The organism is Kibdelosporangium banguiense, from assembly GCF_017876405.1.
Lineage (GTDB): Bacteria > Actinomycetota > Actinomycetes > Mycobacteriales > Pseudonocardiaceae > Kibdelosporangium > Kibdelosporangium banguiense.
The window spans coordinates 7,304,731-7,319,919 of record NZ_JAGINW010000001.1 but is presented as its reverse complement, the minus strand read 5'-3'; the positions used below and the strand labels follow the sequence as shown (position 1 = coordinate 7,319,919).

Annotated in this window: 14 protein-coding genes; 5 read left to right on the top strand and 9 right to left on the bottom strand. The window is 66.4% G+C overall.

Going from position 1 to position 15,189, the window contains the following annotated elements; genetic code table 11:
* Nucleotides 1-127 precede the first annotated feature (127 nt).
* Nucleotides 128-1,141, top strand: coding sequence for an agmatine deiminase family protein (locus tag JOF56_RS33870; RefSeq protein ID WP_209643513.1), 1,014 nt, complete (start codon nt 128-130; stop codon nt 1,139-1,141).
* Between the two features lie 7 nt (nt 1,142-1,148).
* On the top strand, nt 1,149-2,087 hold the full coding sequence (locus JOF56_RS33865) for a nitrilase-related carbon-nitrogen hydrolase (protein WP_209643512.1): 939 nt from the start codon (nt 1,149-1,151) through the stop codon (nt 2,085-2,087).
* A gap of 35 nt (nt 2,088-2,122) precedes the next feature.
* Here the strand turns inward: JOF56_RS33865 and JOF56_RS33860 are convergent, their stop codons facing one another.
* The 4 genes from JOF56_RS33860 to JOF56_RS60285 all read right to left on the bottom strand — a co-directional run bounded on the left by JOF56_RS33860 (nt 2,123) and on the right by JOF56_RS60285 (nt 6,314).
* The gene (locus JOF56_RS33860; RefSeq protein ID WP_209643511.1) at nt 2,123-3,043 is read right to left on the bottom strand and encodes a UbiA prenyltransferase family protein; all 921 of its coding nucleotides are present in this window, start codon (nt 3,041-3,043) and stop codon (nt 2,123-2,125) included.
* Complete coding sequence (locus JOF56_RS33855; protein ID WP_209643510.1) at nt 3,040-4,527, bottom strand: AMP-binding protein; 1,488 nt, start codon at nt 4,525-4,527, stop codon at nt 3,040-3,042. The genes JOF56_RS33860 and JOF56_RS33855 overlap by 4 nt, the downstream gene beginning before the upstream one ends.
* 112 nt (nt 4,528-4,639) lie before the next feature.
* On the bottom strand, nt 4,640-5,035 hold the full coding sequence (locus JOF56_RS33850; RefSeq protein WP_209643509.1) for a hypothetical protein: 396 nt from the start codon (nt 5,033-5,035) through the stop codon (nt 4,640-4,642).
* A 58-nt stretch (nt 5,036-5,093) separates the two neighbouring features.
* Nucleotides 5,094-6,314 carry a cytochrome P450 gene (locus JOF56_RS60285; protein ID WP_209643508.1) on the bottom strand — a complete coding sequence of 407 codons (1,221 nt, stop codon included), beginning with the start codon at nt 6,312-6,314 and terminating at the stop codon, nt 5,094-5,096.
* A 132-nt stretch (nt 6,315-6,446) separates the two neighbouring features.
* Between JOF56_RS60285 and JOF56_RS33840 the strand changes: the two genes are divergently transcribed.
* Together JOF56_RS33840 and JOF56_RS33835 are read left to right on the top strand one after the other, a co-directional pair.
* The gene (locus JOF56_RS33840; RefSeq protein WP_209643507.1) at nt 6,447-7,673 is read left to right on the top strand and encodes a cytochrome P450; all 1,227 of its coding nucleotides are present in this window, start codon (nt 6,447-6,449) and stop codon (nt 7,671-7,673) included.
* 24 nt (nt 7,674-7,697) lie between these two features.
* Nucleotides 7,698-9,185, top strand: a complete 1,488-nt coding sequence (locus JOF56_RS33835; RefSeq protein ID WP_209643506.1) for a prenyltransferase/squalene oxidase repeat-containing protein — start codon at nt 7,698-7,700, stop codon at nt 9,183-9,185.
* A 3-nt stretch (nt 9,186-9,188) separates the two neighbouring features.
* Here the strand turns inward: JOF56_RS33835 and JOF56_RS33830 are convergent, their stop codons facing one another.
* The 5 genes from JOF56_RS33830 to JOF56_RS33810 are packed head-to-tail and all read right to left on the bottom strand — an operon-like array spanning nt 9,189 to nt 15,032.
* Nucleotides 9,189-9,668 carry an NUDIX hydrolase gene (locus JOF56_RS33830; RefSeq protein WP_209643505.1) on the bottom strand — a complete coding sequence of 160 codons (480 nt, stop codon included), beginning with the start codon at nt 9,666-9,668 and terminating at the stop codon, nt 9,189-9,191.
* Complete coding sequence (gene ispG / locus JOF56_RS33825) at nt 9,655-10,845, bottom strand: flavodoxin-dependent (E)-4-hydroxy-3-methylbut-2-enyl-diphosphate synthase (RefSeq protein WP_209643504.1); 1,191 nt, start codon at nt 10,843-10,845, stop codon at nt 9,655-9,657. Before ispG ends, JOF56_RS33830 begins: the two co-directional genes overlap by 14 nt.
* On the bottom strand, nt 10,842-12,659 hold the full coding sequence (locus tag JOF56_RS33820; protein WP_209643503.1) for a 1-deoxy-D-xylulose-5-phosphate synthase: 1,818 nt from the start codon (nt 12,657-12,659) through the stop codon (nt 10,842-10,844). Before JOF56_RS33820 ends, ispG begins: the two co-directional genes overlap by 4 nt.
* On the bottom strand, nt 12,656-13,996 hold the full coding sequence (ispH, locus tag JOF56_RS33815; RefSeq protein WP_245378497.1) for a 4-hydroxy-3-methylbut-2-enyl diphosphate reductase: 1,341 nt from the start codon (nt 13,994-13,996) through the stop codon (nt 12,656-12,658). The genes JOF56_RS33820 and ispH overlap by 4 nt, the downstream gene beginning before the upstream one ends.
* A gap of 7 nt (nt 13,997-14,003) precedes the next feature.
* The gene (locus JOF56_RS33810) at nt 14,004-15,032 is read right to left on the bottom strand and encodes a polyprenyl synthetase family protein (RefSeq protein WP_209643502.1); all 1,029 of its coding nucleotides are present in this window, start codon (nt 15,030-15,032) and stop codon (nt 14,004-14,006) included.
* Between JOF56_RS33810 and JOF56_RS59655 the strand changes: the two genes are divergently transcribed.
* Entirely contained in the window at nt 15,025-15,153 is a 129-nt protein-coding gene (locus JOF56_RS59655) for a hypothetical protein (RefSeq protein WP_281065524.1), read from the top strand. The two genes, JOF56_RS33810 and JOF56_RS59655, sit on opposite strands and share 8 nt — an antisense overlap.
* Nucleotides 15,154-15,189: the final 36 nt, after the last annotated feature.

Genomic DNA, 15,189 nt, shown 5'->3' with positions numbered 1-15,189 from the left:
TGCCGTAACGGCCATTTCACAACGGATTTCGTCGTACAGTAGGCTTGACAGAACTGAATCAGCACTGTTGTATATCGCTCGTACCCTGCGCGCCGGCCGTGGAGTGAAGGTCTTGACAGTGATCAGGATGCCCTCTGAAGCCGAGCCGCACGAACGCACGTGGATGGCGTTCCCGACACCGAACCAGACTTTCGGTGACGAGGGCTCCCCCTCGCTTGCCGAAGCGCGGCGAGTGTGGGCCGAGGTGGCCAACCTGGTAGCCCGCTATGAACCGGTCACGCTTGTCGCCGACAGCGGGCAGGCTCGCGTCGCGAGGTCGCTTGTCCGGCCCGAAGTCGAAGTGGTCGAGGTACCGCTCGACGACGCGTGGATGCGGGATATAGGACCGACTTTCGTCCACGATCCGGCAACCGGGCTCGCGGCCGTCGATTGGCGGTTCAACGGCTGGGGTGCGCAATCGTGGGCGAGTTGGGAACGTGACAAGCATGTCGCGGCCGAGGTCGCCGCGCTGGCCGGTCATCCGCGCGTCACGTCCGCGTTGACAACCGAGGGCGGCGGCCTGCACGTCGACGGCGAAGGAACTGTGCTGCTGACCGAAACAGTGCAGCTCGACAACGCACGCAACCCTGGCTGGACAAAGGAACAAGTCGAAGCCGAGGTGCACGCGCGCCTGGGCACGACCACCGCGCTATGGCTTCCGCGAGGACTGACGCGTGACTACGGCGAGTTCGGCACCCGTGGGCACGTCGACATCGTGGCCACGTTCCTCCGCCCGGGTGTTGTTGCCGTGCACGGCCAAACAGACCCCGCGCACCCCGATCACGAAGTGTCCAAAGAGGTCATTGAACTGCTCGCCACAAGCATGGACGCTCGCGGCCGACGGCTTCAGGTAGTCGAAGTACCCGCGCCCACAGTGTTGGAGGCCGACGGGGAATTCGTGGACTATTCCTACATCAACCACTACGTCGCCAACGGAGTCGTCGCGCTGTGTGCGTTCGACGACCCCAACGACGCGCTGGCCGCCGACATCCTGGGCCGCGCCTACCCGGACCGGACCGTGGAGCTCGTCGATGCCCGGCCGATCTTCGCCAATGGCGGCGGAATCCACTGCATCACCCAGCAACAGCCAGCGATTTCGTGAGGAAACGATGCACCTGATCACCGCCGCACCACTGCAGTCGCCGGCACGAGTGCACCCCAGCACCCGTCCGCCGCTCGTCGTGGGAGTGGTCCAGACCCGCTGGCACGCCGATCCCGCCGAACACCAGGCGGTACTGAACGACGGCATCCGCACTGCTGCCGAAGCCGGTGCACACGTCGTGTTCCTCTCCGAACTCACGCTCGCCCGCTACCCCGCGGACCGAATCCCCGATGCCGATGCGACCGCCTCAGCCGAAGACCTGACAACCGGTCCCACGTATGCCTTCGCGGCCGCAGCGGCAGCCGAACACGGCATCGCCGTGCACGCGTCTCTGTTCGAACGCGCCGACGGCCCAGACGGCCTCGGCTACAACACCGCAATCCTGGTCAGCCCGGACGGTTCCTTGCTCGGCCGAACCCGGAAAATGCACATTCCCGTCACTGCGGGTTACTACGAGGACCGCTACTTCCGGCCCGGCCCAGCCGACGGCGAGCCTTATCCCGTCGTCGGGCTTCCCGGCGACCACGAGGCCCGCCTGGGCCTGCCGACATGCTGGGACCAGTGGTTTCCCGAACTCGCCCGGCTCTACTCACTGGGCGGCGCCGAACTGCTGGCCTATCCCACCGCGATCGGCTCCGAGCCCGACCACCCCGACTTCGACACCGAACCCTTGTGGCGCCAGGTGATCGTCGGCAACGGCATAGCCAACGGCACCTTCATGGCAGTCGTCAACCGCTGGGGAAACGAAGGCACAATCACCTTCTACGGCTCATCCTTCATCTCCGACCCCTACGGCCGGATCCTGGCATCAGCGCCCCGCGACGCGGATGCGGTCCTCGTGGCCTCGCTCGACCTCGACCAACGCCAGGACTGGCTCACGTTGTTCCCCTTCCTCACAACCCGCCGTCCGGACTCCTACGCAAAACTCGCCGAACCAACCCGCTGATGCCACGCGCCTTACAGTTGCTGCGACGGCCATTCCTAACTGCTTGTCACCGACGCGATCAGGGGGATGGCGACGAGCAGTATGTCGGACACCATGACGAGAGTCAGCGTGTGCACACGCATGTGCCTGTCATGCGGGAGGTTTCCTCCAGGGGTGTGGCGGACGCGGCGGAGCAGGCCGAGCTTGTCGATCAGGAAGACTCCGCTGGATATCACGCCCACGACTGACCACAGTGGACCGTAGTGCCACCACAGTCCCCAGCCGATCAGGGCCAATCCGCAAGCGGTGACGACACAAGCGACGGCAAGCGCGCGAACTGCTCCATACCGTACGGCCGGAGTGCGGTCGCCTGCCGCCGCGTCACCCACCACGTCCGGTACTGACCACCACAGCGTCCGGCCGACGAGCAGCATCCAGATGCCCAGGAACAATGGCCAGGTCCAGGCTGGGAAGTCGCCGCGGACAGCCGCGAACGTCCCGATGCAGGGCAGCAGCGAGAAATGCATGCCCAGAAAGATCGGATTCGCGTAGCCACGCCGTTTCAGCCGGACGGGCTCCATGTTGTACAGCAGTTCGACGACGATTCCCGCCGCGACGGCGATCACTACCAAGGGTCGGCCCACCCAGACCGAGACCATCAGGGCCAGCAGCAGCGCCGTGGCCGCCTCCGCGACGATCCATTGGATCAGCCGGGTCCGGCCAAGACGTACTGTGGCGGTGGCGATGCTGCCTTTGCCGGGTGTGTGCGTATCTGCCTCAACATCGAGCAGCCCGTTGAGCAGATTCTGTGTCACCAGGGGCATCAGGTTCGCGACAATCGCGAGAACCACCGGAAGGGCAAGCAGGGACGCGGGTGTGGTCACCGCGTACGCCGCACCCCACAGTGCGTGGCACAGGTAGATGACTGGGAACGGATATTCCAGGCGGTGCACCCGCACCAGGTCTCGTGTGGTCATGTGGCCACCGACTTCATCGCGACCCGGCCTGGCAACCAGTCCACGAACTCCACCGAGCACAGTCGCGCACCTTGGCGCCGGATCCAGTCCAGCAGGCACCGGGCGTCGACTCCCCCGTTGGCGACGACCAGCGCGTGCGGTAGCTGTTCCCCGCCCGAGCCGGGCATGCCTATGACAGTGGCGTCGACGACGCGTGGATGCGCGCGCAGAAGGCCGGTCAGTCGCGCACGGTCGTCGGCGTACTCGGCGGGACCCGCAAGGCGGCCCACGATCCAGAACATCCCCTGCGCGTCCACCCGGACCAGGTCTCCTGTTCGAAACCAGCCGTCAGCCAGTGCGTGCTCCCCGAGATATCCCCGCATCACCTGTGGCCCGCGCACCCATAATTCCCCGGCGTCCGCATCAGCGCCGGTTCGCAGATCCACGATTCGGCACGCCGTGTTCGGTAACGGACGGCCGACTGCTCCGGCTGGGACCGTCATGAACTCGTTGTCGAACGCCACGTGTGTCGCCGGGCTCGCCTCAGTTGCCCCGTAACCCTGACGGATCGGGCAGCCGAGCCGTTCCTCCACCACACGCACCACGTCTGGGTCGATGGGCGCGGCTGCGGATGTTGCCTGACGCACCGAGGAGAGGTCGTAGTGCTCCATCTCCGTGGAGTTCGCCAGCGCGACCAGGATCGGTGGCGCGAGATGGCCGCGAGTCACTCCGTAACGCTGGATCACGTCGAGATACCGGTTCAGTTCGAAACGCGGCAACGTAATCACGGTGGCGCCGCCGAGCAAACCGCAGTTCAGCACGAGCGTTGTTCCGTACATATGACAGAACGGCACCGACGCACAGAACACGTCGAACTCGGTGACCGGGGCAACCGCTTGGTGCTGCTGCAGGTTCGCGACGAGGTTGCGATGGGTCAGCACCGCGCACTTCGAGCCGCCACCGGCACCGGTCGTGTGCGGCAGGATCGCTACGGCGGTCGACGGCTCGATGCCGACGTCCAGGCTGCTGTCCTGGGTCGCGAGCAACTCGCCGAACGGCCGGCACCAATCGGCTTCACCCATCACGTAGACCAGGTCGACGCCGACCCGCCGGGCCGCCTCGATCGCATTGTCCGCCGCCTGGACCGAAGTGATGATCACGCGGGCACCGGCCGTCCGCAACTGCCTGATCAAGTTGTCCACCGTGAGCCGCGGGTTGATCGGCGCCACGGGCAGGCCCGCCCGCAGCGCCGCGTGCAATGCCACCGCGTAGGCAGGCTCGTTGTGGCTGATCAGCGCGACGACATCGCCTGGCGCAGTAACATCGAGCAGGCCAAGGGCGGCCCGCCGACTGCCCGAGTCGAGTGCGCTGTACGTCAGGACCTCGCCCGTGACCCCATCAATGAGCGCCGCCCCGTGCGGACGGCGGGCGCACTCGGCCAGGACGTGGTCGGAAAGGCTCACGTCCGGGATATGGACGTCGGGTACGGGACTGGTGTAGATCATGAGGCCGACCGCCGCCCTCGTCGAGGCACGCGTACAGGGTGCCGGAGCGGCCCCGCAGATCACCAGTGGCCGTGCAGCCACAGCCGGGGTAGCCGAAAGTCCCATTGACGGGTCACACCAAAGTGCGCATCGACCTCGCCAACGGCGGCACGACGTCGCCAGGTTCGGCGAACCTGTGCACCACAGCCCGCCCTTCCGGCCGGCGCAACACCCCGGCGACCGGCTCCGGGACGGAGATCGTGCACAGGTACCCGGACTCTTCGAATCCTTTGACGACAACGCCTATCCAGGGCAGGCGGAAGCTGTCCGGCGTCGGGGTGGGGCAGAAGAACGCGGGCCGGTGCCCGTCGAACGTGACCCCGTAGACGTCGAAGCCACTCCAGTTGGTGAGCAGGACCGAGTGGCGAGCCGGGTCGATTCCGAGGAACATCAGGGATCGCAGATCAGCCGGCTCGCACGACTCGATGAAAGCGCGGTCGGCGCGCATGTTCAGGTGCCGATCGGCCACCCACTGACAGCTTGTATGAATCCTTCGGCCATCGGCGAAACTTGGCGAATCCGGCGCACTACGCCGTGGTGTCCCAGGTCAGCGGCACTTCCTCCAGGCCGCCGCTGACCACGTGAAGGCGGGGCCTGAGGTGCCCGGCCGGCACCGCCAGGCGCAGGCCGGGCAGCCGGGCCGGTACCCGCTCGAAGACGGCGGTGAGTTCCAGCCGAGCGAGCGCCGCTCCGACGCAGTGGTGCGGTCCGTGACTGAAGACCAGATGCGGGGTGTCCGTCCGGCGGATGTCCAGCCGGCCGAGGTCCTGGTCGCCTTCGTTGGCGTACGACAACGCGCGGAACGAGAACATCAGCGTGCTGCCCGCCGGGATCAGGACCCCCGCCACCTCCAGATCGGCTGTGGTGAACCGGACCGTGCCGACGTCCCCCGCGGTCGGTGGGTAGAGCCGGAGGATCTCCTCGACAGCGGCGGGCACGAGCGCCGGATCGGCGGCCAGCCGGGCGAACTCGCCGGGATGGTGCAGCAGACCGACAGTGGCGTATTCGATGACCACGGCTGTGGTCTCGTGACCGGCGACCATCATCGTGGCGGCCAGCGCGATCACTTGCTGCTCAGTCAGTTCAGGATCCGCGTCCAATGCTGCCACGAGATCCGACAGCAGGTCCTCGCCCGGCTCGGCCCGCTTGGCCGCCAGCAGGACGCCCAGGTGATCGCTCAGCGCACGCCAGTCACGCCACGCCCGATCGCCGTCGCCCTCGTCGGAGGACATCAGCGCCGAGTCGGTCCACCGGCTCAACTGTGGCCCGTCCGCACGCGGTACCCCAAGCAGGTCACAGATCACCCATACCGGCAACACCGACGACAGGCTTGCCCGCAAGTCGGCGGGCGGGCCCTCGGCGAGCATCCGGTCGATCAGGTCGTCGACCATCCGCTCGATCCGTGGCCTGAGCCTGGCAAGGCGGCGTACGCTGAACGCTGGAGTCACCAGCCGCCTCAGCTTCGCGTGCCCGGGTCCGTCCAATGCGAACAGTGACTGGGTCACCAGAGGTGAAAGTCCGTACCGGGACTGGCGTGCGCCACCAGGTGGCGTCACGACGACCGATGGATCGGTAAGCAACCGCTTAGCGTCCTCGATCCGCGTCACCAGCCACATCGGGTGGCCGGCCCGCTTGCGCACGCGTACGACCGGATGTTCGTGCAGAGCAAGAAATTCCGGGGAGGGCGCGGCGCCGTACGGGCGCGGCATCGGCACGGCTGGCAGGTCTACGGTCGTCTGGACGTCCACGTGCACTCCCGGGCTCCGGGCGGCTTCGGTGATTCAGGCTGGCACAGACGACGACCGGCGAGATGTAGACCTTCGTCCACGAATGCGTGTGATGCTTCGGCCCTCCGTCCGCACCGAAGCTACCTTCGTGTCATGACGGTCGTTGACACAGCCGCAGATGTCGTCGCCGAACTGCTGACCGAAGAGGGGCAGGAGAACCCGTACCCGTGCTACGCACGACTACGCGAGATCGCGCCGGTCTACTACAGCGAGGCCTTCGGCAACTACCTTGTCACGCGGCACGACGACTGCGACAGCGTCCTGGTGTCCTCGGATATCGGCAAAGCGGACGCGAAATGGGCCGACACCGCGATCCCTGATTGGCGCGACCGTCCGACGTCACGGTATCTGTTCGCTTCCATGCTGCGACTCAACCCGCCCGACCACAGCAGGGTCCGTGGCCTGGTCAACAGCGCGTTCAGCGAACGCCGGGTCGCCACCATGCGCCCACAGATCGAGTCCATCGTGGACAATGTACTGGACGGCCTGGAAGACGCCGCCGGCAACGGTTCTGTCGTCGACTTCATGAAAGTCGTCTCGTACCCGATGACTGTCGCGATCATGGGCGACCTGGTCGGGGTGTCGGCGCGGGACAACGAACGCTGCCGCGACTGGACCGGCCGGATCGCCCGCATCCTCGATCCGGACATTTCCGCCGAAGACCTGGCCGCCTCGGACACCGCGACCACAGAAATCCAGGACCACTTCGCCGAGCTGATCAGGCAGCGCACTGCCGCGCCTCGCAACGACATCGTGTCCGCGCTGATCGGCGTACGGGCACAGGACGGCGACCGGCTCAGCGTTGATGAGATGCAGTCCACACTCGCCTTGCTGTTCCTCGCGGGACTCGACACGTCGGCGCTGACCATCGGCACCGGCGTGGCGACTTTCCTGGACCATCCGGACCAGATCGCCGTACTGCGGGCGAATCCGGTTCTGTCCACTGTGACCGACGAGGTCATCCGCTGGGACACCGCCGCCCAGGTCGCCCACCGCCGAGTATTGCGCGACACCGTGATCGGCGGCACGCCGCTCGCCGAAGGTTCGACCATCAGCGTGATGCTCGGGGCGGCCAACCGGGACCCCGTCCGGTTCGAGAACCCGGACACCTTCGACATCACCCGCCCCAAGCCGCGCAACCTCGGCTTTGGCGCCGGTGCCCACTTCTGTATCGGCTCGGCCGTCGCCCGGCTTGAAGGGTCGGTGTTCTTCCCCAAGCTCTTCCAGCGTTTTCCCAAGCTGGCCAAGGCCGGGAAACCAGTTCGCCGCAACACGCTTGCCATTCGCGGGTTCCGCCAGCTGCCCGTGTCGATCACCTAGCTCCTCGCCAAGGGAGGTTCCGCCGTGCTGCTCCCGAAAACCCTGTCCCGGGTGCGCCAACTTCTTCCCGAACCCAAGATCACATCCATTTCCACCAGCGCGTACGACACCGCTGCCCTGGCCGGCCTGCGGACACCGGACGGCGCCGAACCGCTGTATCCCTCCACAATAGACTGGCTGGTGAGCAGCCAGCACAACGACGGATCCTGGGGTGCGACGATCCCGGCACCGCACGATCGCTTCGTCTGTACCCTCGCCGCTGTCGTCGCACTGGCCGAGATCGACCGCGACCATCCTGCCGACCTGCCGGGCACCGGTGTCCGGGAGATCATCGACCGTGGCGTGCGGTTTCTCCGGCAGGCAGCCGGATCACTGCGACCGGACGACCCACTAGAGACCATCGGTTTCGAGCTGATCGTGCCCACACTCCTGGTCCGCGCGGCCGGGCTGGGCATGCGGCTGCCGGCCGAGCAGATCTCCTGGGTGTTCGACGAGCACGCGAACAAGATGGCGAAGGTTCCCATCCAGGCATTCGAACGCGTCACCACCCTGGTGCACTCACTGGAGACATTCGGTGACCGGTGGCCGCGCTCGGCGCTCCCTGGCCTGCAGGCGCCGGACGGTTCCTTCGGATGCTCGCCAGCCGCGACCGCAGCGGCCTACCAGCAGCTGCGATCCCCCGCCAGCCTGGACTATTTCAACACTGTATTGCGCGCCACCGGCTCCGGCGGTGTGCCCACCGTCTACCCGTACCGTACCTTCGACGACGCGTGGACCTTCAACGCCTTCATGCTTTGTGGTGTGCCCGCCGACCAGTTGCGGCCGCATGTCGCACGGTTGGCCGCATCGATCACCGGTCAAGGGATCGGTCCGTCGGCCGGGCTGCCTCCGGACGCCGACGACACCGGCATGGTCCTGCCCGTGCTCGGCTACTGTGGTTTCCCGGTCGATCTCACTGTGCTGAGCGCCTTCGAGACTCCTCACGGCTACGTCACCTTCGAGCTGGAGCGGGGCATCTCGGTCAGCACCAACGTGCACGTCCTCGGTGCGCTGGTGCTGGACCGGGCCGGGATGGCCGGCCAGATCGAGATCGTGCTGAACCACCTGCGGTCAATGCGGCTGGACAACGCCTACTGGGTGGACAAATGGCACCTGTCACCGCTGTATCCGACAGGCCATGCCGTTCCCGTGCTGCATGGCCTGGACGAGCAACTGTGTGAAGCCGCCGTGGACTGGATCCTTGCCACGCAGCATGACGACGGCTCCTGGGGTCTGGCCGGTGGCACGTTGGAAGAAACCGGCTATGCGCTGGTGGCCCTGATGACGGTCGCGGACGCGCACGCATACGTCGAACCGGCTCTGCACAAAGGAATGCGTTTCGTGCACGAGCATTGGCAGGAAACAAGCCCGGCTCATCCTGAACTATGGATCGGAAAGGTGCTCTACGCTCCACACCGAGTCGTGGAGGCCACGCTTGCCGCAGCGTGCTTCTGGTACGCCAGCCACCGGTAACAGTCACCGCACGGCCGCCATCGCCTGTGTCACCAGGAGACGGCGGTCGTCGGCGTGCCCGAACCCGACTCTTTCAATGTACTCGTCCGGACTGACTACCACGCGGCCGGCGGATTCGTTCTCCTGGACGAACGTCGGCATCGACGTCACACGTCCGGCATAGACCACGACGTGCCGGACGACCGCCAGCGGCGTGTTCTGTTCGACCCGGACAAGCTGGATGAGCACCAGCGGCCCGAGGCGGATGCATGTCTCCTCCCATGCCTCACGCCGGGCCGCCGCCTCGATGTCCGGGTCGGACACGATCACATCTCCCCCAGGAATCTCCAATCCTCGCGCGAGCTTCGCGAGCACGATCTTCCCATCCGCGGTCACCGGAACGACGCTCGCGGAACTGATGGTCCCGACATCCGGCAGGCACGCCAGATTCAGCCACGTCAACGACATCGGCACGCCCTTGTGCCGGACGTCACGGCTGGACATCGACGATCGGTGTCCCTTCGCCCGGGGCCATGTCCTCGGCGATGCGCATCGCCTCTTCGATCAGGGTCTCCACGATCTGGTGTTCGGGCACGGTCTTGATGACTTTGCCGCGCACGAAGATCTGACCCTTGCCGTTGCCGGACGCCACGCCCAGATCGGCCTCCCGGGCCTCGCCCGGTCCATTCACGACACACCCCATCACCGCGACCCGGAGCGGAACCTCCATCCCCTCCAGGCCCGCCGTGACCTCATCGGCCAGTTTGTACACATCCACCTGTGCCCGGCCGCACGACGGGCACGACACGATCTCCAGCTTGCGCGGCCGCAGGTTCAGCGACTGCAGGATCTGCGTGCCGACCTTGACCTCCTCCACCGGCGGCGCGGACAGCGAGACCCGGATCGTGTCGCCGATGCCCTGGCGCAGCAGCGCGCCGAAGGCCACCGCGGACTTGATCGTGCCCTGGAACGCCGGACCGGCCTCGGTCACACCCAGGTGCAACGGGTAGTCACACGACTCCGCCAGCAACTCGTACGCCCGGATCATCACCACCGGGTCGTTGTGCTTGACCGAGATCTTGATGTCGTGGAAGTCGTGCTCGGCGAACAGCGACGCCTCCCACAGCGCGGACTCCACCAGCGCCTCGGGCGTCGCCTTGCCGTACTTGGCCAGCAGCCGCGGATCCAGCGAACCCGCGTTCACCCCGATGCGGATCGGCGTGCCGTGGTCGCGCGCCGCGGCCGCGATCTCTTTGACCTTGTCGTCGAACTTCTTGATGTTGCCCGGGTTGACCCGCACCGCGGCGCACCCGGCCTCGATCGCGGCGAAGACGTACTTCGGCTGGAAGTGGATGTCGGCGATCACCGGGATCTGCGACTTGCGCGCGATCGCCGGCAACGCTTCGGCGTCGTCCTGCGACGGGCAGGCCACCCGCACGATGTCACAGCCCGCCGCGGTCAGCTCCGCGATCTGCTGCAGGGTGGCGTTCACGTCCGCGGTCACGGTCGTGGTCATCGACTGCACCGAGACCGGGAACTCACTGCCCACACCGACCGAACCGACCATCAACTGCCGGGTCTTACGCCTCTCTGACAAGACCGGCGGCGGCAATGACGGCAACCCCAGATCAACCGCGCGTTGTATCCCCCTCAACGTTGGGGTGGTCACGTTCGAAGTCATGCTGTCACCCGCACTTCCGCGTCTCGATTGCGCCGCAATGCCATGACGTTGTCCCCGGCAAGTGCCGACATGATCCGGCTTGCCAGGCCGGCCGCGTCGAGCCCGGCCTCCGCGAGCAGATCCTTCCGCTTGCCCGCAGGCTGGAACCGGGGCGGCAGACCGATCCCGAGCACCGGCGTGGTCAGGTGGTGATCTCGTAAGAACTGGGTGACCGCTGTACCGACACCACCGGCCCGATTGCTGTCCTCGACGATGACCACCAGGCGATGCATTGCGGCGAGGCCTGCCAATGCGGGATTGATCGGAAGCACCCAGCGGGGATCGACCACGGTTGCACCGATCCGATGCTCGGCGAGCATGTCCGCCGCGCGAAGGCAGGATTCGGCCATTGCACCGACCGAAACCACCAGAACATCCGGATGTTGCCCCTCGGCGAGCACATCCATTCCCTCGATCCGGCGCACCGCTGAAAGATCAGACCCAATCGCGGACTTCGGGAAGCGCAACGCCGTAGGACCACTGTGGTCATTCACTGCCTCGGTCAGCTCAGCTCGCAAGGTGGCGGCATCGCGAGGAGCCGCGACCCGCATGCCAGGGATGAGATTCATCAGTGTGAGGTCCCACATCCCGTGGTGACTGGGACCGTCCTCCCCCGTCACACCGGCCCGGTCGAGTACAAAGGTGACCGGCAGTCGGTGCAATGCGACGTCCATGAGGGCCTGGTCGAAGGCTCGGTTGAAGAACGTCGCGTACACGGCGACCACCGGATGCATCCCGCCGATCGCCAGCCCGGCCGCCATGGTGACCGCGTGCTGCTCGGCCATGCCCACATCCACCACCCGGCCGGGGAACGCCTCCGCCAGTTCCGCGAAGCCCACCGGCCGCAACATCGCAGCGGTGATCCCGACCAGGTCGTCCCGGTCCGCGGCCAGCCGGGCGATCTCGGTGCCGAACACATCCGTCCAGGTCGCGGCACGTGCAGCCGCGGCCCCGGTCTTGGGGTCCAAGACTCCGATGGCGTGCATGCAGTCGGCCTCGTCCGATTCGGCGTACGAGTATCCCTTTCCTTTGACAGTCAGACAGTGCACCATCACGGCGCGACGACGCACGCGAGCGAGGTCCCGTGCCTGTTCGAGCACGTCCTGAAGTTCGGTGACATCGTGCCCGTCGACCGGTCCCAGATAGTCCAGCCCGAGCTCGGTGAAGATCGAGCCCCCGCCGAGGTGCCGCCGCAGTTTCGCGAAATGTTCGGCCAATCCGCCGACGGTCGGGGCATACGATCGACCGTTGTCGTTGACCACGATCACCATCGGCCGGGTGCGCGCGGCACCGATGTTGTTCAGCGCTTCCCATGCCATACCGCCGGTCAGGGCGCCATCACCGATCACGACGACAGGTACTCTGTGTTGCTCACCGCGCAACTCGAAAGCCCGAGCCAGTCCGTCCACATAGGCCAGTCCGGTGGACGCGTGCGAGTTCTCCATGACGTCGTGCCCGGACTCGCCGCGGCTGGGATATCCACTCAGACCGGAAGCCTGCCGCAGCCAGGCGAACTCGTCCTGCCTGCCGGTCAGCAGCTTGTGCACGTAGGCCTGATGCCCGATGTCCCAGACAATCGGGTCGACCGGTGAGGTGAACACCCGGTGCAAAGCGATGGTCAATTCGACCACCCCGAGATTCGGCCCGAGATGGCCACCGGTGCGGCACACCGTGCCGACCAGCACCTGCCGGATCTCGGCAGCCAGCAGGTCCAGTCCGGCGCGGTCGAACCGGCGCAGATCCGCCGGCCGCTCAACCGACTTCAACAGGGTCATCGCCTGCCTCCTGCCTCGGTACGCATGTCCTTCGGTAGTCCGAACCGGATCGTCTCGGCGGCGACCTGCCGCTCCTGCACGGTCGTCTCGCCGAAGCCACCCAACGCGCCGATCACTTCGGTCACCAGCCTCGGCGGCACCGACGCACCCGCTGTGAGGCCGACCGTGTGAACACCAGCCAGCCATGCGGGATCAATGTCACTGGCGTCGTCGATGAGATGGGCCGCGGTTGCGTGCCGATGCGCCAGTTCGACCAGGCGAACCGAGTTGGACGAGTTCACCGAGCCGATCACGAGCACCAGGTCGGCGTCCGCGACCACCGCACGCAAAGCGTCCTGCCTGTTGGTGGTCGCGTAACAAATGTCCTCGGTGCTCGGCCCGGTCAAATGCGGGTACCGGGCCCGCAATGCATCGACCACGCGACCGGCCTCGTCCACCGCCAGCGTGGTCTGGGTCAGATACGACACCGGCCCGTCGATCTCCAGCCGATCGACATCCTGCTCGTTCTGCACGAGCACAGTACGGTCCGGTGCCTCCCCCAACGTCCCTTCGCTCTCCTCGTGCCCAGCATGCCCGACGAGCACGATGGTGTCCCCGCGTGCGGCGAACCGCTTTGCTTCACTGTGCACTTTGGTCACCAGCGGACACGTCGCATCGACCACTTGCAATCGCCGGTCAAGCGCCTGCAGCCGCACAGCGGGCGAAACGCCATGTGCCGAGAAAACGACAACCGAACCCGTCGGTACCTCGGCCAGTTCGTCGACAAAGATCGCACCGCGTTGTTCGAGTTCCTGCACCACATGCAGGTTGTGCACGATCTGCTTTCGTACATACACCGGCCTGCCGTGCCGGGTCAGCGCCCGGTCCACGATCTCGATGGCACGTTCCACTCCCGCGCAGAAGGATCGCGGCCCTGCCAACAGAATTCGTCGACTACCGGCAGCCGCACCCCATGCCGACAGCGCAGTGAGAACAGCCGGCTCCTCGCCTCCCACCAAAACGGCCGGACGCCCAGAGTCAATGATCTGCCTCGTCAGTTCGGCGGTATCCGGATCGGTGTGCGTCCGCACCACCGTGGCGGGGCATCCCCGACGCCGGAATTCACCGGCCAGTATCGGTGCCGACGGGCAGCGCCGGCCCCAACCTGGACCCGTTACCTCGGCAGCAATGGTGACACCAGCAGGCGAAGGTCGACCGCGCACGGCAACTGCTCCGGCGTTGAGCTCTTCGACCGCTGCCAGGAGAGACCCGGCCGCACCGGCCAGCATGGTCACGCCGTGAGTCACGGTCGCCGCGCTCTCGGCGGCGAGCTCGCAAAGTACGACTGGCGTTGTCATGCCTGGCTCATCCGGCGTTCGTGTACACAGGGGATGAGACCATTCGCTGGTAGCCCGGGGCGACCTTGTTGGCCAGAGCACCGCAGACGTACCGGCGCGGCAGCGTGGCCAGCCGGGCGCGTGCAGTCGACGGGGGCAGGGCGCCCAGCGCGGTCTCCGCGCGGTGGACGTGATCTTCGATCAGGTCGAGGGCGGCCGTCATACCGAACTCACAGACCTCGTCGTGCGCCTGCTCGATCTGAGCCGTAGTCATCTGCTCTCCTAGCAGGTCGCGCAGTCGTGAGCGCGGGTCGGCGAGCGCTGCGATCGTGCACGCGGTGTAAACTCCGTTGGCCATGTCCTGACGCACCGGCTTGCGCCACAACCGCTCGGTGGACACGACATCCATCAGATCGTCGATAAGCTGGAAGACCATCCCGAACGCGTCTCCGAAATCCGCCAGCGCACCGGTCTGCGGCACGGTAAGCCCGGAGCACAGGCCACCCAGGCGGCACGCGATGCTCATCAGCGTCGCGGTCTTTCCACGCACAGCAGCCAGATATTCCGGCATCGTGGTGTCGGCCCGGTACCGATTGCTCGTTTCCTTGGCCTGCCCGACACACAGCTGGGCGTATCCCCGGTGCCAGATTGCCGCGGCCTCACCGGAGAACCCGGCCACCAGCCCGCCACCGGCGGCGAGCAGGTAGTCGCCGGCCAGGATGGCCGCGTCCCGCCCGATGGTGACGTGCAACGTGGGCACGCCACCACGGGAGGCGGATTCGTCCATCAGGTCGTCGTGGATCAACGAGCTGAGATGCATCAGCTCCACGGAGGCGGCGCACTTGATCGTGTCCGAAGTGTCGGCGGGGCCGCCGCACGCGGCTGACGCGAACACCAGGGCCGGCCGCAGCCGTTTGCCCGGCCGGGTCAGCAACGGGAGCATTCCGGTATCCAACCAGGACTGTCCACATCGGCCTGCCGTGGCGATCGTCTGTTCCAGGCGTTGTTTCAGCGCGTCGTCGGTCAGCACAAGACCGAGATCGGTGACAGTGACCATCTCACGCTCCACTGGTGGGTTCTCTCCAGGCACGTGGCTCAGTGCCACCGACGGTAGCCGCGAGATCATCGACGGGACGGGAATCTGGCCGGACGAACAGGCCCGGGAGTCCGGCCAGTAGACGATCGGCCACGTCGGTCACTGCTTGTAGTCAGCC

Excerpts from the sequence above, each read along its gene's own strand:
- JOF56_RS33870 (WP_209643513.1), top strand. The coding sequence starts at position 128 with ATGCCCTCTGAAGCCGAGCCGCACGAACGCACGTGGATGGCGTTCCCG.
- JOF56_RS33865 (WP_209643512.1), top strand. The coding sequence starts at position 1,149 with ATGCACCTGATCACCGCCGCACCACTGCAGTCGCCGGCACGAGTGCAC.
- JOF56_RS33860 (WP_209643511.1), bottom strand. The coding sequence starts at position 3,043 with ATGACCACACGAGACCTGGTGCGGGTGCACCGCCTGGAATATCCGTTC.
- JOF56_RS33855 (WP_209643510.1), bottom strand. The coding sequence starts at position 4,527 with ATGATCTACACCAGTCCCGTACCCGACGTCCATATCCCGGACGTGAGC.
- JOF56_RS33840 (WP_209643507.1), top strand. The coding sequence starts at position 6,447 with ATGACGGTCGTTGACACAGCCGCAGATGTCGTCGCCGAACTGCTGACC.
- JOF56_RS33830 (WP_209643505.1), bottom strand. The coding sequence starts at position 9,668 with ATGTCCAGCCGTGACGTCCGGCACAAGGGCGTGCCGATGTCGTTGACG.
- ispG (WP_209643504.1), bottom strand. The coding sequence starts at position 10,845 with ATGACTTCGAACGTGACCACCCCAACGTTGAGGGGGATACAACGCGCG.
- JOF56_RS33820 (WP_209643503.1), bottom strand. The coding sequence starts at position 12,659 with ATGACCCTGTTGAAGTCGGTTGAGCGGCCGGCGGATCTGCGCCGGTTC.
- ispH (WP_245378497.1), bottom strand. The coding sequence starts at position 13,996 with ATGACAACGCCAGTCGTACTTTGCGAGCTCGCCGCCGAGAGCGCGGCG.
- JOF56_RS33810 (WP_209643502.1), bottom strand. The coding sequence starts at position 15,032 with ATGGTCACTGTCACCGATCTCGGTCTTGTGCTGACCGACGACGCGCTG.